The 15,417-nt window shown below is 38.0% G+C and carries 11 protein-coding genes; 4 read left to right on the forward strand and 7 right to left on the reverse strand.

The features are described from left to right. Positions 1 to 29: 29 nt before the first annotated feature. From M2306_RS07330 to M2306_RS07340, 3 genes are all read left to right on the forward strand, one after another. Entirely contained in the window at positions 30 to 1,427 is a 1,398-nt protein-coding gene (locus M2306_RS07330; RefSeq protein WP_259188387.1) for a tetratricopeptide repeat protein, read from the forward strand. Positions 1,428 to 1,480: 53 nt separating this feature from the next. Further along, complete coding sequence (locus tag M2306_RS07335; protein ID WP_259188386.1) at positions 1,481 to 2,236, forward strand: shikimate dehydrogenase family protein; 756 nt, start codon at positions 1,481 to 1,483, stop codon at positions 2,234 to 2,236. Between the two features lie 137 nt (positions 2,237 to 2,373). Next, complete coding sequence (locus tag M2306_RS07340) at positions 2,374 to 4,269, forward strand: DUF349 domain-containing protein (protein ID WP_115090087.1); 1,896 nt, start codon at positions 2,374 to 2,376, stop codon at positions 4,267 to 4,269. 107 nt (positions 4,270 to 4,376) lie between these two features. On the opposite strand, the gene M2306_RS07345 is transcribed toward M2306_RS07340, so the two are convergent. From M2306_RS07345 to M2306_RS07375, 7 genes are all read right to left on the reverse strand, one after another. Then, positions 4,377 to 5,591, reverse strand: a complete 1,215-nt coding sequence (locus tag M2306_RS07345; protein ID WP_115090086.1) for a hypothetical protein — start codon at positions 5,589 to 5,591, stop codon at positions 4,377 to 4,379. Between the two features lie 199 nt (positions 5,592 to 5,790). Continuing rightward, the gene (locus M2306_RS07350) at positions 5,791 to 6,816 is read right to left on the reverse strand and encodes a YncE family protein (protein ID WP_115090085.1); all 1,026 of its coding nucleotides are present in this window, start codon (positions 6,814 to 6,816) and stop codon (positions 5,791 to 5,793) included. A 2-nt stretch (positions 6,817 to 6,818) separates the two neighbouring features. Continuing rightward, the gene (locus tag M2306_RS07355; RefSeq protein ID WP_236594192.1) at positions 6,819 to 8,012 is read right to left on the reverse strand and encodes an alpha/beta hydrolase; all 1,194 of its coding nucleotides are present in this window, start codon (positions 8,010 to 8,012) and stop codon (positions 6,819 to 6,821) included. 4 nt (positions 8,013 to 8,016) lie between these two features. After that, entirely contained in the window at positions 8,017 to 9,294 is a 1,278-nt protein-coding gene (locus M2306_RS07360; RefSeq protein WP_259188384.1) for a DUF4374 domain-containing protein, read from the reverse strand. A 12-nt stretch (positions 9,295 to 9,306) separates the two neighbouring features. Continuing rightward, positions 9,307 to 11,667, reverse strand: a complete 2,361-nt coding sequence (locus M2306_RS07365) for a TonB-dependent receptor plug domain-containing protein (RefSeq protein ID WP_259188383.1) — start codon at positions 11,665 to 11,667, stop codon at positions 9,307 to 9,309. A gap of 409 nt (positions 11,668 to 12,076) precedes the next feature. Next, positions 12,077 to 12,796 carry a DUF6796 family protein gene (locus M2306_RS07370; protein ID WP_115090082.1) on the reverse strand — a complete coding sequence of 240 codons (720 nt, stop codon included), beginning with the start codon at positions 12,794 to 12,796 and terminating at the stop codon, positions 12,077 to 12,079. A 46-nt stretch (positions 12,797 to 12,842) separates the two neighbouring features. Continuing rightward, a complete protein-coding gene (locus M2306_RS07375) occupies positions 12,843 to 14,192 on the reverse strand; it encodes an MATE family efflux transporter (RefSeq protein WP_259188382.1) in 1,350 nt (449 codons plus the stop codon). A gap of 208 nt (positions 14,193 to 14,400) precedes the next feature. Here M2306_RS07375 and M2306_RS07380 point away from each other — a divergent pair, with 208 nt between their 5' ends. Continuing rightward, positions 14,401 to 15,384, forward strand: a complete 984-nt coding sequence (locus tag M2306_RS07380; protein WP_115090080.1) for a helix-turn-helix transcriptional regulator — start codon at positions 14,401 to 14,403, stop codon at positions 15,382 to 15,384. Positions 15,385 to 15,417 lie beyond the last annotated feature (33 nt).

Here is a 15,417-nt window from a genome sequence, read left to right on the forward strand (position 1 = left end):
CTTTTTCATTAACGCACTAATAAAAAGCAATGGATTTCAATAAAAACGAAGAAGAAGAAAACAACTTATCACTTGCTCGTTTTGAGTCAATGCTCAAAACGAATAAGATTTTGTTTTTTGATTCTGAAGAATTTGAGAATATCATACTTCATTACCTGGATTCAGGTAAAATTAACTTGGCCAAGAAAGCATTAAAATTAGCTTTGGACCAACACCCTACTTCAATCGGTTTGAAACTCGTTGAAGTCGAAATATTAATTTTTCAAAATAAATTAGAAGCAGCCGATCGCCTGCTAGATGAAATAGAACAAGTAGAACCTCAAAACGACGAGGTTTACATTCACAGAGCGAGTATTTACTCTAAAAAAGGAAACCACCTAGAAGCGATTAAAGCCCTAGAGAAAGCGCTAACCATTACAGAAGACTTAGCGGATATCTATTCCCTTTTGGGTATGGAGTATTTGTTTATTGACGAAATTGAAAAAGCCAAACAAAGTTTTATTCTTTGTTTAGAAAATGACGATGAAGAACAATCAACCTTGTATAACATCATTTACTGTTTTGATTTCTTAAATGAAAACGAAGCGGCAATCACCTATTTGAATTCTTTTATTGATAAGAATCCGTACAGTGAGATTGCATGGCATCAACTTGGAAGACAATACTACGCACAAAAGAATTACGACAAAGCCGTTTGGGCTTTCAGCTATGCAACGTTAATTGACGAGCAATTCTTGGGTGCTTACTTAGAAAAAGGAAAATCGCTTGAAAAACTACAACAGTATCAAGAGGCTATTGATAACTACATGATTACGCTAGAGCTAGATGCTCCTTCGTCTTATGTATTATTGCGCATTGGAATCTGTTATGAAGCCTTAAACAACTTCCCTTTAGCGATTCAATATTACAAGAAAACCGTGCATGAAGATCCGATGTTAGACAAAGGATGGATTGCTTTAACGGATATTTATATCAAAGAGAATCAATTCGACAAGGCATTGATAACCTTACAAAAGGCTATTAATATTGATGAATTAAACGAGCGCTATTGGATTCGATATGCGGTATTAAACCGCAATTTACTGCAATTCAAAGAAGCAGAAGTTGGGTATCGCAAAGCTACTGAACTTGGAGAATACATCCTCGATTACTGGATGGATTGGGCAGATATCCTCTATCTTTTAGAAGAGTATGAAAGCGCGATTGATAAACTGTTGCAAATTGAAGAAACCCATCCGCATGCTGTGGAGATTTACTATCGCCTAGCGGTCTATTATTTCGCCACATACCAAAATGAGGAAGCACTAGCTTGGCTAAAGAAAGGGTTTGCTACGGATTTTGACAAAGTATCTATCATTGAGACTTTATTCCCAGCACAATGGGAGAATCCCCTCTTACAACAAGCCATTAAAGATTACACCCCATAAGAAAATAGCTATTCATTTCCGTGAATAGCTGTTTCATTTTAATACCTTACGCTATGATTAAGAAACAATATGGTTTAATTGGGAAAGACATTGCTTATTCATTTTCTCAAGAATATTTTACCGAGAAATTCAAACAACTTCAACTAACAGATAGTCAGTACAGCAACTTTGACCTTGCTAAGATTAGTGAATTTAGCGACATTTTAGAGCGTTTTGACAACCTGAAGGGACTGAATGTCACCATTCCCTATAAACAGGCTATTATCCCCTATTTAGATAGCTTATCTAAAAAAGCGGCAGCCATTGGCGCGGTGAATACGATTCGCATAACGAGAAAAAATAAGCTCAAAGGATACAATACGGATTGGTATGGTTTTTACCATTCGCTAAAACCCTTACTAAAAAAACAACATACCCATGCCTTAATTCTTGGAACAGGCGGTGCGAGTAAGGCTATTGAATATGCTTTAGCTAAATTGGGAATTGCGTATAAGTTTGTCAGCCGTACCAAGCAAGATACGGAATTCACCTATGAAGAACTGACACAAGCCATCTTGATGCAGTACACAGTTATCATTAATACAACTCCACTGGGGACCTTCCCTGATGTAGAAGCAAAGCCCAATATTCCGTACCAATACTTGACCAATCAGCATCTGGTTTATGATTTGATTTACAATCCGGCGCAAACAACTTTCTTGCATTTAGCAGCTGAACAGCAAGCAACCACTAAAAATGGCCATGAAATGTTAGTTCTACAGGCAGAAAAAGCGTATAAAATATGGTCTAAGCGATTTGAACAAGATTAAATTCGCCAAAACAAGATTATTTATTGCGTATTAATCGTAATTATTCCGCTTACTTTAGATATTTTTTATTAAATTTGAGAATATTAGAAATATCCTAAACGAGGATTATTGTTGTTAATTATAAGATTTTTATACCTATGTTAGAACAAAAGAATGAAAACCTGCACGAGCTAGCAGATGGACAAAATCCGGAATCAAATACGCCAAATTCTGCACATCTTGCTGAAAGAGAGAAAGCTCTAGATTCCATTACTGCATCAAATGCCGAAGAAGGTGAAGACAATGATGTACATGAAAAAAATGACATCACCATCCTTGACTACGAAAAGCTTGATATGGACCAACTCACTGCTGAGTTGCAAAAACTTACTCAAGGCTATAAAATCACAACGATTAAAGATATTGTAGAAGACATTAAGAAAGAATTCTACAGACAATACAGTGATTTAATAGAAGAGAAAAAAGAAGCCTTCTTGGAGGAAAATCCCGATGCAAATGCAAGTGATTTTGAATACAACCTCCCTTTAAAAGCTACTTTTGATGCGTTTTACAATGACTTTAAAGCGAAGAAAAATGCGTATTATAAGGAATTGCAAAACAACTTAACAACAAATTTAAACAAGCGTCTCAACATCATTGATCGAATCAAAGATCTTGTTGATACGAGTGAAAATAAAGCTGATGCTCTTAAATTATTAGGTGATTTAAGAGACGAGTGGAAAAATGCAGGAGCTATTCCAAAAGATAAATACAATCACGTTTGGAATAACTATCACTTCCACATTGAGCGTTTCTACGATCAATTACACCTAGATAGAGAATCAAGAGATTTAGATTTTAAATACAATTTAGATCAAAAACAAAAGATCATCACACGTGCTGAGGAATTACTTCAGGAAGATGATGTCATCAAGGCTTTTAGAGAACTTCAAACTCTACACCGTATTTGGAGAGAAGAAATTGGTCCTGTTGATCGTGAAATCAGAGAGGAAATCTGGGAAAAATTCAGTGACTTAACGAAGCAATTACACGACAAACGCGAACTATTATTCGAAAACTTACGCGAGGGTGAGAAAGAAAACTTGGGATTAAAAGTTCATGTTATTAGTCAAATTGACCTTTTATCAAGACAAGAGATTACGTCTCACAGCCAATGGCAAAAAGAAATTAAAAAAGTAGAAGAACTTCGCAATCACTTCTTCTCTATTGGTAAAGTACCTCAAGAGAATAATGAAGAGGTATGGAACTTATTCAAATTGGCAACGAGAAACTTCAATGCAAACAAGAATAAATTCTACAAGGATTTAAAGAAAGTTCAACAGCGAAATTACAACGAGAAGCTTGCTCTAATTGAAAAGGCTTTAAAATACAAGGATAGTGAGGAATACGATAAGGTTACTCCTATCATGAAGCAGATACAAGAGGATTGGAAGAAAATTGGTCATGTACCAAGAAAATACTCTGACCAATTGTGGAAAGACTTCAAAGATGCTTGTAATTATTACTTTGATCGTTTGCATACCGTTAGAAATAGCGAAAACCAAGAAGGAAATGAAAACTACAACAAGAAAAAAGAATTCTTAGAAGAGTTGAAATCTTTCACTTTGGTTGGTGAACACAAAGCAGATTTAGAAGCGATTAAAGAAAAGATTAATACGTGGAAAAGCCTTGGAAATGTACCACATAACAAGCGCTTTATTGAAGGAAAATTCAACAAAATCCTCGACGTATTATTCGATAAATTAAGCTTGAGTAAAAGAGAAGCTGAAGCGATGAAATTCTCTAATAAATTAGATGATTTATTAGAATCAAACGACAAGCGCAAATTACAACAAGAGGCTATCTTTATTCAGCGCAAGATTGAAGAAATTACAAGCGGAGTCTTGCAATTAGAAAATAACTTAGCATACGTTTCTAATGCAACGAAAGACAATCCTCTGGTAAAAGAAGTAAATAAAAATATTGAGAAATACAGAGATGAGTTGAAAATCTGGCAAGATAAATTACAACAAATTAGAAATCTCGATGCATAATAAAAAAGAGCTGGTTTTATACCAGCTTTTTTTATGGTTTACGGTGGACAGTTGACAGTTTACGGTTGACGTGGACGGTTGGCGGTTGACAGTTAACGGCTTACAGTCTATTTTGGTCGATGAATCAAAAAACAAACAACACTAACGGGTAAGAGAATAGAAAACCCAAATAAGAGTGTAAAAATGGTTACTGCATCAATCCACGTAAATCGAAAGAACTGCTGTGCTCCTTGTATAGCCAATATTCCTTCTGTGCTAATGAAACCCAAAAGCAAACAGAATATTCCCACTTTCGTCCAAGTTGTAAGGGCTAGTCTTCTTTTTTGAATCAGCAAGAGCAAACCAAGAGCGGTAAAAAGACCAAGCATATTGAGGTGAATAAAACTAACAATCCAGCTGCGTATCCCCTTTAATTCCACAGCAAAGGCTTCATTTAAAACGGCAAATTGCGTAAGCAGACGCAGCACTAGACAGATTCCTACAAACACAGCCAAAGCCAGATTGTAATTCACTTGATTGGTCTTGATTTGATTTCTTTTTTCACGTTTTAATTGCTGGTATAACGGCTTGATTCCATAGCCAAACGCTAGTGTTTGCAAGAGAACCCCTACTCCATTGATATAATATAAACTAGGTGCTGCTATATACCAACTGGCAGGTAAGGCATAAGTCAGAACTACAGAACTAATCCACAGCGTATAAAAACGCTGAAACTGTTTCTTTTCCATCCCTTTAGGAAAGAATTGAGGAAGCAGTAACGCGATAAAAGCAGTAAAGAACCAGCCATCAAACTGAAAATGCAGAAAAAACTGAATACACAGTTGAAAAAAGGCACTTGCCTTTCCCATCATGCCAATTGCAGGTCCTAAAAACCAGACTCCAAGTGTAGAGAAGACCATAAAGAACAAGGCCGTTTTAACCCAAAGGGCTTGTTGTATATTTGTTATGCGATGATACCTCCATAAGCGATAAACAAAGCAATACGAACAAATGATATGCAAGGTGGAAAAGAAAATGGATGGCGCAGCATAACCTTGAAAAGGAAAAGTGACGGCCATACCCAACACAGCAACCTGTGTTACCCAAAATAAACGGCGATAAAAGCGCTCTTCACGTGGGTTTTGTAGCCCAAATTGATCAACCAACAGCACGTAAACCAAGAGATACAACCATCCCAGTAACGCAACATGTGAATGCCCATGTAAGACGTATAAAAAGGTCATTCCTTCGATTGGAAAAACAAAAGCACCTCTCAATAGTAACCCCAATAAAGCGGCTATTAAGAAATTAACGAATAGAATACGATACTGGATGGGTTTCATCGATTAGGCATAAAAAGTAACCTCTACTAAGGTAAGGTTCTTCTGTTGGAAGTAAAAGTTTTCGGGCTATTTTCTTGGTTCTTTTCTTCTCTTTTTCTTATTAAATTGAAGTACAATTGTACGATATAGCCCCAGTGATACAACTAAAAAGAGACTGCAGTTGCAGTCTCTTTTACAATTTAAAATCTAACGTTTCAACTTACAATTGGATTTTACTCACAATATCTCCATTCGTATCCACTTGAGGTTCTTTTCCTTCCTCTTTAGGCATACGTTTTGTTTTATTCGTTACATACGCTGTTCCTGTTTTCACATTAACTGCTACTGTATTTGGATGTGATCCAGTTTCTAATTCTGTTACAACCTCGTATGATTTACCATCTACAATAGCTGTTTTACCGCTTTCTCTATTCGCTAGGACAATCTTATTTGCTGTTGGCGCATATTTTACTCCTAAAGAACCGCCTTTGAACTTCACTACTTTTAAAAGCTCACCTGAATCTGCGTGCAAAATGGTAAGACCTGTAGAAGAATTCGTTACAAACAATCTTCGACCAACCTCATCAATAGCCACATTAATTGGACTCTCCCCTCCAGAAGCAAATTTCTTCACTACTTTTTTCGTTTTTGGATCGATAATCGCAACTTCATTCGTTCCCATGTTGGTAACGTATAGCTTATTTGTTTGACGATCAAAAGCTAACCCTGCAGTGAAAACTCCCGTATTTTCAATATACCCTTCTAAGGTATCTTTGTTTCCGTTAATCACCCATATTTTCCCTTCTTCTTGTGTATCAGAAGCATAAATAGTATTTGTACTTTCGTCAATAGCAATTTCTCTATTGTGTCCTTTTTCGTGTGTACCTGGAATAACCTTTACCTCTCCTGTTTTCAGGTTGACAACAGTAATTGCATTCGTAATCGTATTGGTTCCGTATAACTTTTGTGTTTTCTCATTCACAGCGATACCAAACACTGGATTTCCCTGTACATTGATTTCCTTTTCTACGGCTAATGTATTGCCATTCAACTTGTAAATGATTCCTTCTTTATTCTTGAAATCAACAACTGAAGCTACATAAACACCGTTATCTCCGCTGTTGTAAGTTAATTCATACAATCCTTTTCCAACCGCTTGACTTTTATCTATAGTTTGTGCAAATGCCGTTGTTGACAGCGCCAATAAGCAGGCACCCGCCAAAGTAATTTGTTTTGTGTATTTCATAATTATTTGATATTTAATTGATTATTTAATTCTATCATCCACGAGAAAGCTTGTTGCCAATACCAAGCTCCATGTTTTCCCATAGGATTTATTTTAACTTCTTTACGCAGCTGAAAACGCGTTTCTACTTGTTGAACAAAAGCTTGAACATCTTGATCCATGTGAACCACTTTGCCTTGTCCTATTTTTCGATTTTCTCTTCCACCAGCATAAAAGAAATAGTGTTGTTCTTGCAACTGCTGTATATGTTCTGCTGTAAAGCCATCCATATACGCTTCTAATTGCTGTTGATCTTGCCAAAGTGAAGGTGAAAAAACACCGACTTTACCGAATACTGTTGGATAAGTCAATCCTCCATAAAGCGAGATTAACCCACCGAGAGAACCTCCAGCAATACCAGTATGTTCCTTGTCTTTTAACGTGCGGTAATTCGCGTCGATATAAGGTTTTAAGGTTTGTACGATAAAAGCCAAATACTGTTTTCCTTCAGCAATAGGCGTTTGAATGGTAGGGAAAAAAGCATATTCTTTTTCTCTTCTATTTTTCTCATATTCATGATCAATACCTACAATAATATACTGATCTCCTAGGCGTTCCACCGTTTCATCTATTCCCCATTCGACAGGTCCTAATCGTCCTTCTGAACTAGCTTCATCAAATAGATCTTGACCGTCGTGCATATACCAAACGGGATACGCTTGTTGTGTGGTTTTATAATTTTTCGGCAGATAAATGCGAATCGCACGTGTTCGGTGTAGCTCTGGCATAATAAAATTTTCCAGCACAATGAGCTGCTCTGGTGCAGTAGAAGCTGGATATTGATCGCGCCAAGCCACTATTTTTTCTTGAAGCGTTTGATCTTGATCAATCACATAATCGTGTAAATTAATCAATCGCCCTTGCGGAGAACATTCCAACGTTTGCCAAGAACCGCGGGTAAATTTATATTCCAATACACCTGCTGGAATATCGTGTAAGGTTATGCTATACTCTCCTGTTTTCCCTTGTTTGGGTTGTAGTATATAACGTTCTTCTTGGGGATTCCATCGATTGAAATTTCCCGTAATATAAATTGCATCCTGAGTAAGGGCCTTTACATCAACCTGAAGGTCAATTTCTATGGTATATCCCTTTTGTGCCTGTACATTCATGGTCATTATTCCTATAAGTATTAATACTAATACCTTTATCTTCATTCTATTACTTTCTATTCACTTTAAATAATCCTTGAGGTTTGCCTCCTTTTCCGATGGCAATTGCTGGTTTTGCAGTCAAGAAATCACTAGACAACTCATAAAACCCTAATTTGGATTCACTCACCACACGGATAAAGCGTTTCGCGTCAATTTTCGAAACACCCAATGCCGCAGCTGGAGTTTCTACTAAGGTTACACCTTCAATTGCAATAGGTGTAACGGCTTTCGTTTGAATGTCAATCACCACGTATTTCCAGATTGGTGTTAAGTTGATAGATTGAGGATCAGCTAAGGTTACTTCATTTACTAGCGTAATGATTTTCCCTTTTTCAACAAAAATCGTAGAGAATTTACCTGAAGCTACTTGGTTAAACATTGTATTGAAGTCTAATTCCCATGAAGCATCTACTTGATTGGATCCGTTTTTAATACGCGCTATTTTCGATTGATCGCCTAAACCACCTGATTTTATCCCTTGTGTAATCAAGTATAGGTCTCTATTCTCATCAAAATAGTATAGGGGATTTTCATCGACGAAAGCGATATTACCCGTGTTTTTCACTGCTGTATGAGCAATCCAAGCACCTGATTTTAAATCAATCACTGCAAGGTGTACATCTGGAGCAACTCCATCAAACATACCTCCTTGAGCCCCTTGATTTTTACCAAACGTGATATCTGCATATAATTTATCGCCATTTACAGCTAAGAAATGTTGCCCAATTGCACGGAAATTCACCCCTGTCAATTGTAAATCCGTTTCTAGCTTTTGAATTTGAGTCGCATAATCACCCAATTGTCCTTTTTTAGCCATTGTGATGGGATCAAAAATCTGAATTGCAGTAGGGCTAGCTCCTTCAAAATAATAACCCGTCTGATTGTCATTCGTTAAAGTGAAATTTCCAGAACCTGCAATTTTAGGTTCTACAGCAATCGATTTTGTCGTATAAAATCCTTTATCATCAAACATAAATTGCCCTAAACTTCTAGCATTGTTATCGTCAAACATGCGGTAAACACGCTCACCATACTGGCGATATCCTCCCATTCCACCAGCTGCGGTAGTATTTCCTGTCGCATTATCAATACTTCCTGTTGGAAGATCTTGATAGCTCTTAAGAAAACCATTTTTAATCGGTCCTTTTCCTTCCGCCAAAGTCATGACGAAATAGTGTGCCTCTTTTCCTGCTGGTGGTTCAGGATTATTGGGTGTAGTATCGTCTGATGAACATCCCGTCAAAACTAAAGGCAAGATAAAAGCCAAGGATACTATTCGTTTCATTGTTTGCATAGATTAATTAAGTTTATAATTGATTTTCAGGTAGAAGCTTCTACCTGCTTTTTGGATTTTGTAGTAATCGTATAAGTCTTGATTCAATAGATTTCTTCCTTCTACTCCCAATGACCAGCCCTGATCAGGCCATTCATACACCAAGCCAGCCGTTAAAGAAGTTTGATCGGGAACCACATTTTTCACATCGCCTTTACTCTTTCCGAAAAGACCTAAAAATCCACTAGGTTCCATCGATTTATCTATGGGTTGAATGTAAAATTCACGCACAAAGTTTACGTGTCCATACAGTAGTAAAGCATCTTGTTGGGTAAACAATTGCTTGAACTTATGTTCGGCGCCAAGGTTGGCAAAGAAATAGGGAATATTGGGTACGCGGTTTCCTTTGAGCCATTGATCCGCTATATTGTCAAAACGGCCATAGCGAATACTCTGCCAAGTAAAATTGCTGTAGAGTTTTGTAGCAGACGTCACAGCAAAAGAGAAATCTCCTTCAAATCCATAACCTTCTGCGCGCTCTTTATTCACGAAAAGGGATAAAGGCGGACTTCCAGCAGTGAGTACGATAATATCTTTGGTTTGACGATAAAAAGCATGTACACTAGCGTTCAAACGCCCAAACTGTTGCTCTATACCTAGATTAAAGTTTAAACTCTGTTCTGGTTTTAGGTCAAAATTTGAAGCAATAAATAGATTATCGCCAAAAAGTTCACTGTACCCCGGTAATCGACGCGCATTTTCAATAGAAAATCGCACGTTCATTTTTTCATTTACTTGATATTTAGCAGCTAAGGCCCATCCCCAAGCTGTATTACTCGTGGTGTGTACATCTTTTGTTCTCCAATCCACTTGATATGCAGTATTGAGTCCTTCGCTTGTATAGTTGTAATTTTTCAACAAAATCGTCGTTTCCAATTGCTGGGTAAACCATTGACTCGTCAAGCCCAAAGCCCAAACATTCTTCTTGTAATAAGATGGAACTTCAATGATGGGTTGTTGGGTATCTTCGATTTTCTTCCCGTATTCATCTGTACCTACTCTTTTCGTATAGGTATAGGTATTATTAAACCACAACTGTTGGGTTTTGCTCCATTGAAATCCAATCAACGTTCGACTGGTAAAAAAGGTCATATCAATCTCCGCTTGTGTTGGGTGATCTCCTTCCCCTCGAAATCCTCTAGGAGAAAACTCCCCTAGCCAAGTATAACGTCCTTGCAGTGTATCAATTACCCTACTTTTCACCACATTATAGGCCAAAAACTGATCGACAGAAAGCTTTTCTTGTGCGAATTTTTTCTTGTAACGCAATGTTGGCACCCAGCTGTGTTGGCGATCCTCAATTCCTCCAAAAGGCGTAAGCATGGTTGTAGGGCTATGTTGAATTTGTTTATCCAGGGTATAATAACTCAAATCAAACTGCAAAAGATCTGCAATTTTTAAATGCTTGGCACCAAGATATACATTGGAGTAATATTGTCTGTATCGGTTGTGAAATAAGCGAACCTTCGCCGTTTCTTTCGCCAATTCGGGATCTGGTGTATCGATTTTATAGTTGTTATCGGAATAGTTAGAGAAGAACTCTCCTCCTACATAGAACTGGTCATTGAGGTTGTAATGACCGCGTACTGCTGTTCGCACGGTATGAAAAGAACCGTATTCGACTGATGCTCTTAAGGTATTGGCTTGATTGCTATTAGAGACCAAATTAATTGCACCTCCTAATGCATCACTAGCCAGATAAACGGGAATTACCCCTTTATACACTTCTACTTTTTGTAGTAAATCAAGGGGGATATTGGAAAGGGAATAAGCATTTCCGAGGTAATTTAAGGGAATCCCATCTTTAAAATAGCGAATCGCCTGTCCTTGAAAACCATTTAAATTCACACTCGCTTCTCCTCCTAAACCTCCACTTTCTCTGATGCGAACGCCTGTTGTACGATTCATCAACTCACTTAAAGAAGCGGAACGCAAAACCTGACTCTTGGTATCGACCACTACGGCACGCATAATGTCGCGATTCACTTCTTCCTGTTCTGCTACTTTCGCAATCTGAATATCCTCTAGTACAGTTCCTTCCTTCCTTAGCCGCAACGTATAGGTACTCCCATTGAACAAGTCTAGGGTTTGTTGCATGGGTTCATATCCCTCTACATAGACCATCGCATTGCCTTTTTGCTCCTCTTTAACCTCAAGGAAAATACGCCCCAACGCATCCGAAGTATAAGTCACTTGATTGAGGTATAAAACAGCACCTTGTAAAGGTTGATGTTCTTGATTTTCAATCGTCAAAGACACCTTATGCTGGGCAAATAAAGCACTACTGGGCACTAATAAACTGTATAGAAAAAGTTTGCGTAACACTCTTGTTATTTATATTTAGTTTAAATAAAGACAAAAGTATGCTAAAAAAGTTTATTAACAAGAATAATTCTAAATAATAATTTGGTGAGGTGATGAGAGGGTGAGGTGATGAGAGGGTTTGGTGGTGAGAAGGTTTGGTGGTGAGAAGGTTTGGTGGTGAGAAGGTTTGGTGGTGAGAAGGTTTGGTGGTGAGAAGGTTTGGTGGTGAGAAGGTTTGGTGGTGAGAAGGTTTGGTGGTGAGAAGGTTTGGTGGTGAGAAGGTGAGGTGGTGAGAAGGTGAGGTGATGAGAGGGTTTGGTGATGAGAGGGTGTGGTGATGAGAGGGTGTGGTGATGAGAGGGTGTGGTGGTGAGAGGGTGTGGTGGTGAGCAAACCTCACAACCCCTCACCGCCTTCCCCCCAAAAAAACCTACTCTTCCAACTTTGTTCTTCTAAAAAAGACAAAGAGTAAAACAAAGAAAATAAGGTAAGCGATATTAAATCCAGCGGCGCTAATCCATGATTTTAATAATGAATCAGGTAGCATCATTTTAATCGGTTGTTGGTATAGCGTCATAAAAACGGGAGAGATAAACCCAACCCATTTAGGTAGAACTGTTTTCCCTGCAAATACAAAAATTGAAAACAACAACCATCCCAAAAGTAACACAGCAATAGCCGTTCCCCAAGCGATGTATAGGACTGTAGTAAAACTAGAAGCCATTTCAATAAGGTATGGATGTGCTACAGCATCGGTGTGATAAATAGCTTTGAACAGTTCCCCGCTATAGAAAAAATCTGCATGTCCCAAAGGCATTAAAACCACACTAATCACCAAGATAAAATACGTAATCCACGCATAGGGTTTCGACTTATCTTTAAAAAATTGGTAGGCCAACCAAACAGCAGGAAGAAATAAAAAGGCTGACATAGAAGCTATTAATGCTCCCCACATCAGGCGTTGGGTAGAGCCCTCTATCATCAAGAGTGCCAGTGTTGAGTCTAGCTCATTCGCATACGTAGTTGTAAATAAAGGGTATTTCGCTGGATCGACATAAAACCCGACGATTAGAATATCCCCAATAACCCAAAGCAAAGAAGCTAAAAGAGCAGAAACAAAAGACCACTTAATTTTAGTTGAATAATTCATGTTAATTCGTATTATTAATTTGTTATACTGTTACAATAGATTCCCCTTACCTAGAAGAGGTATTTTTTAATTTCGTTACACTTTTCGATACCGCATAGAGAATAAGTGCAAAAATGATCCAATCAATAGCTGCACTAGCCCAATAAATACTACTAATTCCCATTATTCCAGGTACAAGTAACATGATCGGAATATAGAAAACCACTTGACGAAGCAAGCTAATAATCGTTGCAGGTTTTGCATCTTCAATGGCTGGAAACCAAACCATGGCCATGAATACAAAAGGCAAGACGAGTAATACACTCATATAAATTCGGAAATCGAAAAGCTGGTGTGCTAGGAATTCCGTATGTGGAATCATCACGGCTAGTAAACCTGAAGGATAGACCATCACAAACAACCAAAACGGCAAAAGGATTGCTAATCCGACGAGCGAAAACAAGCGATACGCTTGAATACTTCGCATGTATTGTTTGGCGCCATAGTTCATTCCTGTAACCGGCTGTAAGGCTCGCATCAATCCCCATAAAGGAGTATTCAACAGAATATAAAATCGATTCACTGCCGTAAAAAAAGTGATATCAGCCTCATTGCCATACTTCGCCAAAGCATTGAATACCACAATATTTTGGATAACAATCATCACCATCATAATAAAACCAGGCATCCCTAAGGACAGTGTTTCTTTTATGATAGCTGTCTTGCGTTGTAAAGACCAGAATTTAGTTCGAAAAGAAGCCTTTCCGCTGGCATAATACCACACCCCTAGCAGCGTATAGATCATCATGGAGATATTGGTTGCCCAAGCAGCACCTGCTACCCCCCAACCTAGCGTATCAATAAAAATAGGCTTCAGCCCCAAATCGACAAGGAGTCCTATAGCAATCATCCAAGCTGCCGTTTTCATTCTTCCCTCTGCACGTATAATCATATTCAGAGCCAATCCGTGAATCCAGAAAAAGCTACCTAAAATCGTTGCACGGAAATACTCCACTCCCAACGTCAAGATTTCTCCTCTTCCTCCCATCATATACACCAGTTCCTCAGCAAATACATAACACGGCAACGTTAAAACAATAGAAAACAACAACGTAAGATAGTTGACTGTTCCCATAGATTGCTCTAATTTTACGGTATCCTTTCTTCCAATCCAAATACTAATAGCAGAGCCAATTCCCGTGCCAATCAATGTCCCAAAACCTTGAGCAAACTGCGCCAAAGGATAAGCAATTCCCACAGCAGCCAGTGCTGTATTACTAATCAGATGCCCAACAAAGATGCCATCTAAAAAATTGTTCAATCCATATAAAACCATGGCGACCACTGCGGGCCAAGCCAAATGCCACATCACCTTGGGCAATTTCCCTTCTAAAATAAGTTCTTTTTGTTTGTCCATCTTCTCTGATCTAAATGATAGGTATCTTTTCTTCCCTTGCTTAGCTTCATCTCTCCTTCTTGATGTTTTTCCATTTTAGAAAAAAAATCCTTCTTATTAAGATTCATTCTAAACAATTGATATATTTGCAAAGATAACGGGCGAATATTTGCCTCATGTCACAAATACGGATAAAAAAGTCCGTCAAAAAAACAGGGAGAATTAGCTTATGACTTTACGACTATATGACATTAAACACAAGCATACAATAGTAGAAAAAGAGTATCCAACCACCTTTTTTGAGCCCAAAGAAGGGACTGTACAAGAGAGCATTACCCATTTAGATTCCTTTATGGGACGTGGTTACTACAAAGAATTGTACTTTGATGGAGTGCATATTGGGATTGGCAACGTAAAGCTGGCGCAGAAAGTACTTTTAGGGTTTGAGAGTGATTTTGAGACCATTGAGATGCACTTTACCATGAAAGGCAAAAGTACAGCACGTACGACTCAATTTGATCAACCGGTCAGTTTTGAGGCTCATTCACATAATATATTATACACTAATGGATTGGGTGGTCAAATGCAATGGGAAAGCGAAGATTTCCAACTTTGTGAAATCAATTTAAGACCTGAATTTTTCAAGCGATTTCTCCCCCATGACCATCACTTATTTGACCGTTTTCGCAATGCAGTCGAGAAAGGAAAATCGAGCTTATTACATCCGGAACACTATACCATTAACCATCAGATGTATGAGATTTTAAATCAAATTATACACTGCGACAAGCAAGGGATTTTCAAACGCTTGTTTTTAGAAGCGAAGGTTATTGAGCTTTTACTCCTACAATTGGAACAGTTTTATGGTGAATCTCCCTACCAAGGAACTTTAAAGAAGCAAGAAATTGACAAGATTTATGCAGTGCGAGATTTTATGCTCCAAAATTTAGATAGCACCTATTCTTTGGTGGATTTAGCTCACCGCGTTGGGACAAATGAATTTGTATTGAAGAAAGGGTTTAAAGAACTATTCGGCACAACAGTCATTTCTTTTTGGGCACATGAAAAAATGGAACATGCTAAAACATTATTAGCCGACCAAGCACTCAATATCAGTGAAATTTCCGATCGAATTGGATACAAGAATCAACGCCATTTTTCGACCGCTTTCAAAAAGAAATACGGTGTATCTCCTAGTGCGCTATATAAATAAACCACAACATTTCGTCCATAAAAAAAACCTCTT

Source organism: Myroides gitamensis (assembly GCF_029894455.1).
GTDB lineage: Bacteria > Bacteroidota > Bacteroidia > Flavobacteriales > Flavobacteriaceae > Flavobacterium > Flavobacterium odoratum.